The 11,199-nt window shown below is 46.9% G+C and carries 6 protein-coding genes and 1 pseudogene; 4 read left to right on the forward strand and 3 right to left on the reverse strand.

The annotated features are described in order from the left end of the window. Positions 1-948: iron uptake porin (locus QUA38_RS23715; protein ID WP_333166209.1), on the forward strand; the 948-nt coding region annotated here is incomplete at its 5' end. A 631-nt stretch (positions 949-1,579) separates the two neighbouring features. On the opposite strand, the gene QUA38_RS23720 is transcribed toward QUA38_RS23715, so the two are convergent. Together QUA38_RS23720 and QUA38_RS23725 are read right to left on the reverse strand one after the other, a co-directional pair. Next, entirely contained in the window at positions 1,580-4,921 is a 3,342-nt protein-coding gene (locus QUA38_RS23720; RefSeq protein ID WP_333166211.1) for a PAS domain S-box protein, read from the reverse strand. 396 nt (positions 4,922-5,317) lie between these two features. After that, positions 5,318-5,977, reverse strand: a complete 660-nt coding sequence (locus tag QUA38_RS23725; protein WP_333166214.1) for an HAD family hydrolase — start codon at positions 5,975-5,977, stop codon at positions 5,318-5,320. A gap of 111 nt (positions 5,978-6,088) precedes the next feature. Between QUA38_RS23725 and QUA38_RS23730 the strand changes: the two are divergent. Both QUA38_RS23730 and QUA38_RS23735 read left to right on the forward strand, forming a co-directional pair. After that, positions 6,089-6,854: pseudogene (locus QUA38_RS23730) on the forward strand (Uma2 family endonuclease). Between the two features lie 293 nt (positions 6,855-7,147). Then, on the forward strand, positions 7,148-8,956 hold the full coding sequence (locus QUA38_RS23735) for an aspartate kinase (RefSeq protein ID WP_333166216.1): 1,809 nt from the start codon (positions 7,148-7,150) through the stop codon (positions 8,954-8,956). 375 nt (positions 8,957-9,331) lie between these two features. Here the strand turns inward: QUA38_RS23735 and dcm are convergent, their stop codons facing one another. Beyond that, the gene (gene dcm, locus QUA38_RS23740) at positions 9,332-10,363 is read right to left on the reverse strand and encodes a DNA (cytosine-5-)-methyltransferase (RefSeq protein ID WP_333166219.1); all 1,032 of its coding nucleotides are present in this window, start codon (positions 10,361-10,363) and stop codon (positions 9,332-9,334) included. Between the two features lie 338 nt (positions 10,364-10,701). On the opposite strand from dcm, the gene QUA38_RS23745 reads away from it, so the two are divergent. After that, on the forward strand, positions 10,702-11,085 hold the full coding sequence (locus tag QUA38_RS23745; RefSeq protein ID WP_333166222.1) for a DUF4346 domain-containing protein: 384 nt from the start codon (positions 10,702-10,704) through the stop codon (positions 11,083-11,085). Positions 11,086-11,199 lie beyond the last annotated feature (114 nt).

Consider the following 11,199-nt stretch of genomic DNA (forward strand, 5'->3'; position numbering starts at 1 on the left):
AATACCTTTGGCACTCCTTTTCTCGACCAGACTGCTGGGGTGAATCCCAATGAAGTTACCCTGCGAGAACTTTCCTATCGGTTCCCGCTTAGCAACAGCTTGCAAGTAGTAGTCGGGCCGCGGATTAATTTTTACCGCTACTTTGACAACAATAAATTTAACTTTTTCGTAGACGGTGCGAGCAGCTTTAATTCTAACAACAGCCCTTTGTTAAGCGCTACCAGACGCGGTGCCGGTGCTTTGGTTTTGTGGGATATCGGCCGCGCATTGAAACTGCGTTTTGGCTATTTGGGCGAGAGTACAGAATTTTTGCCAACTTCCGTGTTTAATTCCGCTTCCAATCCGTCTCAAGGCTTGTTTGGTGGGACAAATACAACTACAGCAGAATTAACATTCAGTCCGAGCGATCGGACTAATTTGCGCTTTTTGTACAGCCGTTCCAACATCCAGCAAATCGGCGGCTTAATTGGATCTCCTAACAGCAAGCCGTTAAACGGTGTGGCAGATGACGGTTTTGGTGGTCGGCTGGGGAATGCGACTGCGAATACTTATAGTTTCAATTTCGATTGGTCAGTCACTCGCGGTTTTGGTCTTTTCGGCCGTTACGGCTACGCCGAAACCAATATATTTCCCAAGACTAACCGACCCGACGGCACCATCAAAAATCAATCTTATCAGTTAGGGCTTGCATTTCCCGATTTGTTCAAAGAAGGAGCTTTGCTTACGGTGTCATATTTAGTACCTTTTGACTTTACTGGCGGCCGGAGGTTTCTGGTTTCTGGCGGAGGTAATGGCGGCACGCAGTACGAAATTGAGGCAACTTATTATTTGCCTCTCACCGACCATATTTCGATCGTGCCAGCATTTTACGCGATCAGCAATGCCAATAATTTCGATAACAACCCGACAATTTTTGTGGGCAATTTGCGGACGCAGTTTAGTTTTTAAGTAAATTAGGGCTGCCTGGAACCTAGTTATAGTATTTTTCAGTTGAGTTAGGTACACATTGGTAATGGGCAATGGGGCGCTGACTGGAGATTACCTGACTCAGTTGAAAACTGCTATATGTAGGGTGTGCCTGAAGCATCTTACTGCGTTAGATTAAATCTGTTAGCATCGACATTATTCCGTTCTCTGTTCTCTACCTCTGCGTGAATCAGCATCAATCCCTTGTCATCTGCTGTTAATACATTCTCTTGTTTTTAGCGCCGATGAGGGCAGATCAACACAGATTAACGCAGATAAATTAGAGAAATTTTGGTGGAAATATCCATCGGGAATTGTTGACTGTTGACTAGATTTGACTATTCCGATGCAACCGGAATTGCTATTAGAGTATGGTGTGGAACCACTGATAGCAATTCTGCGCTACATCGTCCTGGTAAAGTCTCCTTCAATCTGCCACCAAATATAAGCATAATTTTCAGTTTTTAGGCTCATCGTCAACTGTCAACAGCGATAAGGCTGAGGCTAAGTCCCTACTGCGGGGATAGCTCAATAGGCGGGTGTCCTTCATAAATGTGAAATCTACTGTAACTATATTCATGGACATGAGATCCTGATTAGCGGCGTCCTGATGTCAACGAATTGGAATTTCGATGATAAATTCAGTACCTTTACCGGGTTCTGAGAGGCACTGCAATTTGCCGTTGTGTTTTTCAACGACAATTTGGTGCGAAATTGATAAACCTAAACCTGTGCCTTTACCTACGGGTTTTGTGGTAAAAAACGGGTCAAACAAACGTACAATGTGATCTTCTGGAATGCCGATACCGTTGTCTTTGATGCGAATTAAAATGCTTTTGTCATCAATTGTTTCAGTTTTAATAGTAATAGTAGGAAAGGTAGAATCTGCGGTATTTTTTGCTTGGCTGCTGCTTTCTTCCAAGGCGTCGATCGCATTTGCCAATACATTCATAAATACCTGATTTAACTGTCCGGGATGACAGTTTATTTGTGGCAGTTGTCCGTATTCTTTAATCACTTTAATACCCTGCCAGTTGGGTTTTGCTTTCAGTCTGCTGTTCAACATTAACAAGGTACTTTCTAAACCTTCGTGAATGTCGGCAGTTTTGATTTTCGCTTCGTCCGCCCGCGAGAAATTTCGGAGAGTTTGAATAATTTCTACAATGCGTTCGCATCCGGTCTGCATTGAATTGAGCAACTTGGGTAGGTCTTCTGCTAGAAATTCTAAGTCTATATCATCGGCTTGTTGCTGAAGTTTTGCTGGGGGATTCGGGTACTCTTCTCGATACACCTGTACGATTTCTAATAAGTCTAGAACGTAGCCTCGGACGTGGCAGAGGTTGCCGGCGACAAAGCCAACTGGGTTGTTAATTTCGTGGGCAATTCCTGCTAGCACCTGTCCGAGGGAAGACATTTTTTCGGTTTGTACTAGCTGCATTTGAGTTTGCTGCAAGTCGCTCAAAGCTGTTTGCAGTTCTTGGGATTTTTGACGATCGCGATCGGCGGCAGCGGCCCGTTCTTCCTCGACTCCGATCGCCCCGGCAATAATTCCGATCAGCTTGCAGTCGGCTTCTGTGGGCGCGATCGACTCAGTGTAGAGAAGGCACAGCGCACCCACGTAATTGCCGCCCAGCCGCACTGCTTGTCCTAGATAGCTTCGCAGTTGGTAGCGGATGACAGCGGGATCGGTTTGGGCGTAGATCGTGTTCTGCAAGTCAGGAATCGCAACAGCCCGATCGCTTCCTTTGCTGCATACGTCGGTGCAGATGTGGCCCTTGGCGCGATCGACCAGCGGGTAGTCAGGCGGCGCTTGCCAAGTCGCGATCGCCCGCAGGAGTTCGCCACCGACGTGGCTGTAGATGGCGCAGTTTCCGCCCAAAAGCTCCCCGGCTAAGGATGTCAGGCGCTGGATGTTGTCAGCGGCGTCGGTGGTGAATCCCAAAAAGCACTCGTTGATTTTGCTGAGACGGTACTCTGCTTGCCTGCGCGCCGTCATGTCGCGGGAGTTGATCACAATTCCTTTCACAGTGGGGTCTGCTAGCAAGTTGATGCCCACACCTTCGAGAAAACACCAAGAACCGTCAGCGCGACGGAACCGACCTTCTAGGGCGATCGGATCGCCTGGATTTGCGATCAGTTTTTCGCCGTCGGAAATCACCGAGGGCAGGTCGTCAGGGTGGATCAAATCGAGAGCAATTGGACCGGCGAGTTCATCGGGTTCGTAGCCTAAAACTCTTTCTACAGAAGGGCTTTCGTAAACAATGCGACCGCTGGCGTCGAGAATAGTAATGATGTCGGAACTGTTGAGAATTAGCGATCGCCACTTAGCCTCATTTTGGAACAAAGCTGACTCGGCTTGTTTGCGATCGGTAATATCCTCTACCATTTGCAAAATAAACTGTGGCGTTCCCTGACTGCTGTCGATGACAGAGGCGCTGAGGCGTCCCCACCTGATGCTGCCGTCTTGGCGGAGGTAGCGCTTCTCAATTTGATAAGCTTCGCGGGAGCCCGCGGCCAACTCTTGGCGCAACTGGCGCGAAACTTCTGCGTCTTCCGGGTGCGCGCAGTCGTCGAGGCCGACACCCCGCAGTTGAGCTTCCGATCGCTCTAACATAGCTTGAAATGACGGATTAGTGGCGATCGCAACACCTTCGAGGGTAGCGACTACCATGCCGATCGCAGCGCGTTCAAAAATTGCCCGAAACCGCTGTTCGCTGTCGCGCAAAGCTGCATCCGCTTCCACTTCCTGCGTGATGTCCCGCCCCGCCACTGCCAAACCTTTGCGCGAACCGTCGGGGTTGAACAGTGGCACTTTCCGCACTTCAAACAAATTGCTGCCGCCTGTGGGCAAGGAAACAATTTGGCGGCTGGAGGTAAGAGTGCCTGCTTGCCAAGTGGTTTCGTCGGTTTCCTGCCAAGTTAGCAGGATGTCTCTGACTCTCGGATCGGCGGCAATAGCGAGTTCGGCAGTAGTTTTACCCTGATAGTCTGCGGTTTCCCAGCCCAAAAGTTGCAGGGCGCAGTCGTTGGCAATCAGCCAGCGCCCCTCGCTGTCTGTGAGGTTGATCGCGTCGGGGACGGCGTTAATCGCGGTTTTCAGCCAGTATTCTTGATTTCGCAGGGCTGCTTCGGCGCGCTTGCGATCGGCTATTTCGGCGACGGTTCCTTCGTAGTAAAGGAGTTCGCCATCTTCGTCGCGAACTTCGCGCACGTTTTCCGAGATCCAGGTAGTGCTGCCGTCTTGGCGGCGGACGCAGGACTCAAACTCTTTCAGCGAGCCGTTTTTGCTGATTTCTGCCATGAAGGAAGCGCGGCGGGTGCGATCGGCGTAAAGGTTTTTTGCCGAACATTTTGCGATCAGTTCTGACGGGGAATCGTAGCCGTACATTCGGGCGAGTGCCTGGTTGGCGCTGAGATAGCGCCCGTCTGGGGCGGTTTGAAATATGCCTTCGGTGGCGTTTTCAAAGATGCTGCGGTATTTTGCCTCGGCTTGTTTGAGGGCTTCTTCTGCTTGTTTACGATCGGTGATATCAGATTGGACGCCGATGAAGTGGGTAACGAGCCCGCTGCTGTCGCGCACCGGCGAGATGGCGAGTTCGTTCCAGAAGGGCGTGCCGTCTTTGCGGTAGTTTTTCAGAACTACTTTGCAGTCGTGCTGTTCTTTCAAAGCCACGCGGATTTGCTCGACGGCAGCGCCATCGGTATCCGGGCCTTGCAGGAAGCGGCAATTCTGCCCGATTATTTCGCTGCGATTGTAGCCTGTAATCCGCTCGAAAGCCCCGTTGCAGTAGACTATAGGCTTGTCCGGCCGGGTAGCGTCCGCGATCGCGATGCCGTTGCTGGTAGCTGCCAGGGCGCGATCGTACAGCCTCCAGACTTCTTCTATTAAATTCGGTGTGCCGCCAGTACGAGTCGGCGATAGCGTTTCAGAAGGAATGCTTATATCTATCTGCATGAGTTTCTATAAATTGAGTTTAGTTTATTGTCTATCCCGACTGGCAGCACACCCTAGAGTTTAACAGAATTGCCTATTTTCCGAAGGCCGAAGTTAGAAGGCTATTATGCAGGATTTTGGCGGTAAATTTTACCTTAAAAATTTTGGCTTCCCTCGTTCTTTTTCCTGCTTCCTTCTGGTTTCCAAGGAATCCTACTTGTTAATTTATAATAGCTTGCTCAGCGATAACTCTATCTTTGGTATGGTTTACTTGGCAGAGTTTATGCGGCTTGCAGGTTGGGGCATTTATTTTTTCGATTGAATCATAAAAAATCTAGCATCTGGCTATAGTTAAATATTTTCTTTTTTATTTGCTGTTTAAAAAATTAACTTTTTATGAAAAAAGTCGAGGAAAAATTAATTTTGAACGAACACAGCAAGTTCCGAAATATCGTCGATCGCGAAAGTCGGTTCTAGGGCGAGACACTGAGCGCGATCGCCATATCCGTAAGCCGCCCAACAAACATCTATCCCAACATTTTTAGCAAACAGCAAATCAACCGCTGTATCGCCAACCATTAAAATTTGACTGTTATCTAACTCCGGGAACAGCGGTTTAATAATCGAGTGAAAAACACTCGGATTTGGTTTCGGAATTATTTGTCCGTTATCACCTAATATCAAATCAAAAAAACTGTGAATTCTCAAACTCTTTAGTAATAAATTAACAAACGTAACCTGTTTGTTGCTGAAAACTCCCATGCTCAATCCAGACTTGCTCACCAACTGCAACACTTGCTTTGTCCCGGTAAATAACTCTACCTGCTTTTCACCTTCCGTCCGATAATAAGAGCGGTAAGTTTCAACCCATTCTGGAATTGCGCTTTCCTCGATCTCGGGATGGAGGATTTTAAAACTATTTGGTAAATTGATGCCGATCGTACTTATAATAGTATCAGCAGCAGGCGGGATAATATTGAAACTTTTGAAAGTTTTTGTAAAGCAAAAAACAATAGCTTTATGAGTAATTGCCAAAGTGCCGTCGAAGTCAAAAATAATTAACTTGTACTGACTCATATTATTTAATAGATTCTATCTAGCAATCGGAGGTTTGCCACGATATAATAGCATAATTAATCTCTCATTTACCAATTATAAGTATAATTTTTCAACATTCAAGAGGTCAAAATGAGTGTCACCGAAAAACCCGAAATTATAGCCACAGATTTCCCAGACCACACTCAATTACCAGACTCTGACGGTACTTTTGTGAAAAACTTTCAAAAACATCCTCAAAGCATCCTGTTAACAACTTCATTTCGACCCATTGTTAGATCAAATTCATCCCGATGGACAATACTGCATCGGTCAAGATTCCGGTATTTATTGGCGGGTGGCCCAACCCCCGGAACCGCCAGAAAGAGTAGCCGAAGCACCTGATTGGTTTTACGTGCCAGACGTGCCGCCAACTCTTGACGGAAATCTGCGCCGTTCCTATGTAATGTGGCAGGAATTAATGCCGCCTCTGATTGTACTTTAATTTGTTTCTGGCGATGGCAGTGAAGAAAGAGATAGGACTCCTCGCCAGGGAAAATTCTGGATTTACGAGCGGATAATTCGACCTGCTTTTTACGGCATTTATGAAGTCACAAAAGCACAAGTTGAAGTTTATCATTTGGTAGAGGATCGCTTCGAGTTAGTCCCATAAAATCAGCGCCGACATTACCCGATCGCACAAATGGGAGCGGAATTAGGCATTTGGCAAGGGGTTTATCAGGGCGTAGAACTGCCTTGGCTGCGCTGGTGGGATGCCTCCGGGAATTTGCTGCCGGCCGCCGAGGAACGGGCATAACAAGCCGAATTAGTGGTAGAACAAGAACGACAAAGGCGCATAGAAGCTGAGTTGCGAATTCAAGCTTTAGAAGCGCGTTTGCGAGAGTTAGAAGGACGGTAATTCGATTTTAGATTTTAGATTTTAGATTGGGGATTGGGGATGACTGATGATTATCGGGGTTGGGTTCTTCATAAGTCATTCGCAATTCTTCAATTCTTCAATCAACAATCTAAATTCCCATCAGTCGCAGGTTCCGGTAGAGACACGGCAATTGAGTGTCCCTAGGATTATCATGTGCTGTAAAAACCCGATCGCCTAGCAGCCTCCTCAGAAACGATATAAACATTCATCGGTTATTATCAAAAATTTGCGTATATTAACTTAAGTATTGCATCACTTTTTGTGTAAGTCCTATGGCACTAATTGTTCAGAAATATGGCGGAACCTCGGTTGGCACAGTCGATCGCATTCTGGAAGTAGCCAGACGAGTAGTAAAAACAGCACAGCTTGGCAACTCTCTCGTTGTCGTACTTTCGGCGATGGGAAAAACCACCGACGGTTTGGTTAAACTCGCCAAGGAAATTTCCCCAAATCCCAACAAGCGGGAAATGGATATGTTGCTTTCCACTGGGGAACAAGTCTCGATCGCACTTTTGAGCATGGCATTGCAGGAAATGGGACAGCCCGCAATTTCCCTCACCGGCGCCCAAGTCGGCATTGTCACCGAAGCCGCCCACACCCGCGCCCGAATTTTGCGAATCGATCCGAATCGGCTTGAAAGCCAGTTAAAAAGCGGTAAAGTCGTTGTTGTTGCGGGTTTCCAAGGCATAGCCGATGCCGGAGAATTGGAAATTACCACCTTGGGCCGTGGCGGTTCCGACACGACAGCAGTTGCCCTCGCTGCAGCGCTGCGGGCAGACAGGTGCGAAATTTATACCGACGTGCCCGGAATTCTGACTACAGATCCGCGCTTGGTTGCCGACGCGCAATTGATGGACGAAATCACTTGCGACGAAATGCTGGAATTGGCGAGTTTGGGCGCAAAAGTCCTCCACCCGCGCGCGGTAGAAATTGCCAAGAATTACGGCGTGCCCCTAGTAGTGCTTTCTAGCTGGAGTGACGCCCCCGGTACCCGTGTAGTGTCCCCACCCCCGCAACCCCGGCCTTTGGAGGGCTTGGAGCTCGCAAAAGCCGTCGATGCGGTGGAATTTGACTTAGATCAGGCGGGGGTGTCGCTACTGCGTTTGCCCGATCGCCCCGGCGTAGCAGCGCGGTTGTTTGGTGCGATCGCGCAACAAAACCTCGATGTAGACTTAATTATCCAGTCAATTCATGAAGGAAATACTAACGATATTGCCTTCACAGTGACGAGAAATTCGCTGAATCAAGCTGTCGCGGTTGCAGATGCGATCGTACCCGCGCTCGGCAAGAATTCTCGCCCAGAATTGGGAGAACCGGAAGTGAAAGCAGAAGAACGGCCAATAGCTAAAGTTAGCATTGCGGGTGCGGGAATGATCGGTCGTCCGAGGGTAGCGGCGCAGATGTTTAAGACTTTAGCGGATGCGGGGATTAACATTCAAATGATTTCTACATCCGAGGTGAAAGTTAGTTGTGCGATCGATGCCGAAGATTGCGATCGGGCCGTTGCCGAACTCTGCAAAACATTTGATGTTGCCAACTCCCCTATTGGGCTGCGTTCATCATCTCAAAAACCGCCCGCAGTTCGCGCCGTTGCGTTGGATCTCAATCAAGCGCGTCTAGCAATTCGCCAATTGCCCGATCGACCCGGAGTAGCAGCAAAACTGTTCGGACTTTTAGCCGAGGAAAATATCAGCGTAGACACGATCATTCAGTCGCAGCGCTGCCACAATATCGACGGCATATTAACTCGCGACATTGCATTTACCGTAGCACAAATTGACGCCGAAGCTGCTAAAAAAGCCCTCGAAAAAGCTGCCCCAGAATTTGGATGGGGCGAAGTAGCAGTCGATACACAAATAGCCAAAGTTAGCGTCGTCGGTTCCGGGATGGTAGCGCATCCGGGAGTAGCGGCAAGGATGTTTGAAGCGCTTTCCAGGCAGCAAATTAACATTCAAATGATTGCAACTTCCGAGATTAAAATTAGCTGCGTTGTGGATGAGGAACAAGCCGTAACTGCTTTGAAGGCAATTCACGCAGCCTTTGAACTTGCCGGGACTGAAAAAATCCAAGTTCCCGCCTAATATTTGTTTGCAGTCGGGAATTAAGATTGCGTCCGATCTGTTCTTGTATGGCGGTTTTCGGTAGGGACACGGCACTGCCGTGTCCTTGCAAATATCGCGGACACAGCAATGCTGTATCCCTACAAATATATTCGGGTTTGGACACCGTACTGCCGTGTTCATACAAATATCGATCGACAGTCAACATCGGAGTTTTGAGTGCAAATTTCACAGGATGAGGCTGTGTTAAAATGAAATTGGCGATCGAACTAAGGAATTTAATCTTAGTCCTGTATTAGTAGGGTGCGTCAGAACCAAAATCCTCGATCATCGCTCTCTACATCCGTCTGAGGCACCTTACAAGTCGATTGGAGTGTGACAATTGCGTAAGTGCTGTTAGAAAAGAGGAAGCTGTAAATATTCATTTATTCCTGTTGGCACTTCCTTGATTTCATCATACAATAAATTTTGACTTAATATTTCTTGCGCGATCGCCTCCACCACCGGTACACAAACCGAATTCCCAATTTGCTTGTAACTTTCACCCGCACTCGGATAACTCTTAAAATCTTCAGGAAAACCCATAAGACGGTAACATTCCTTCAGCGTCAATTTTCTCACCATATCTTGCTCAGGTATGTAGATAAAAAACCTGCCCGATGTCTCTTGCGAAGGAATAGTCGGGTGCACTCCATCTACCGAATAAATTCGATTAGGCTGTCTGTGAACCCTCGATAAATGTTCTGTATTTGGCCTCACGCCAGTTTTCCAAGTACCTTTGTTTCTGTAACCTACAAACAAAAGCCCCGAATCTTGCTTTTTCGGAGACTCAATTAAAGTATACTCGGATTTGTCCAATATTTCAAAATCTCCTGTCTCATCTAGAAAATCCCTAAGTTTGGGAGTCAAGTTGGTTTTAAGTCCATAAAAATTAAATTCTTTACCTTTAGTTGCAATAATAAATATTCTTTCACGATGTTGAGGAATTCCAAAGTCTTTAGCATTCAGCATTTTGTAATTCACGCTGTATCCCAAATCTTCCAGACTGGCAATAATTACTTTTAATGTATTTCCCTTGTCATGATGGATTAAGTGCTTGACATTTTCGAGGACAATTACTTGAGGTTGCTTTATTTTGATAATTTTACAAAGCTCAAAAAATAGCGTGCCTCTAGTATCTTCAAAACCTAGCTTTTTGCCGCAGATGCTAAAAGGTTGGCACGGAAACCCGGCGACTAAAATATCAAATTCTGCTAAATCGGCGGGATTGATGTTACTGATGTCTGCAAAAGGAACCTCACCGAAATTTTCTGTGTAAACTTCTCGGCATTTACTGTTGATTTCGCAGGAAAAAACGCATTTAAAGCCAATTTTTTCAAACCCTTGTCTGAAACCTCCTATTCCGGAAAACAAATCTATAAATTTCATTATTGCTTAGCTTTAATACCAACAAATTATATATACAATAATAACCGAATTTTCATCATATATAAGTGATCGATGACTAAAAAAACACAATACCCAGAGCCCCGAATTATTGAAAAAGTCAGGGATCTAACAGCGATCGCGTCTTAAGTTCACTCATCAATTTCTCTGTCGAGCCCGATCGACTGTGGCATAGGAGCGATCGGCAAATTGCAGGAATTGTCGATCGCCCGAAACTTTCCCTCGCATTCAACCAACCAACCTGCCAAACTTGTCCCGCAGCCGACTAAACTAGAAATAGCAAAAAAAATATAGCTATTGTCTACTTTCTTTCACCAACCATGAGTCAAACCTTGGAAAATCTCACCGCAATCGATGACAAGCTATCCAAACGCCACATCGACCTCGATCCCGGCGGCTACTTCATCATTTATCTCGATCGCGAAACCAGCTTAATTTGTGCCAAACATTTCACCAACATCATCGACGATAGAGGCCTCGCAGTAGATCCCGAAACTGGTAAACCCATCCCCGCCCGTGGCAAAGTAGAGCGCACGGAGGTCACACTTTTTACCGGCAGAACCGCCAAAGAACTTTGTGTCAAAATCCTAGAAGAAACCCGCCCCTGTCCGGTGACAATGTTAGATCACGCGGCTTATCTGGGACGGGAATTTGTGCGAGCAGAAATTGCATTGTTGAGCGATCGAGAATACGTTCAAGATTAGTGCAGCCCTGCCTTAATTTCTGGACAAAACGGCAACAGATCGAATTTATCAGCACCCGATCACGAAAAACCTTGATACCAGAAATAAGTCACCATCGGAATCACTGTCGCCAAC

The organism is Microcoleus sp. Pol12B4, assembly GCF_036701385.1.
Lineage (GTDB): Bacteria > Cyanobacteriota > Cyanobacteriia > Cyanobacteriales > Microcoleaceae > Microcoleus.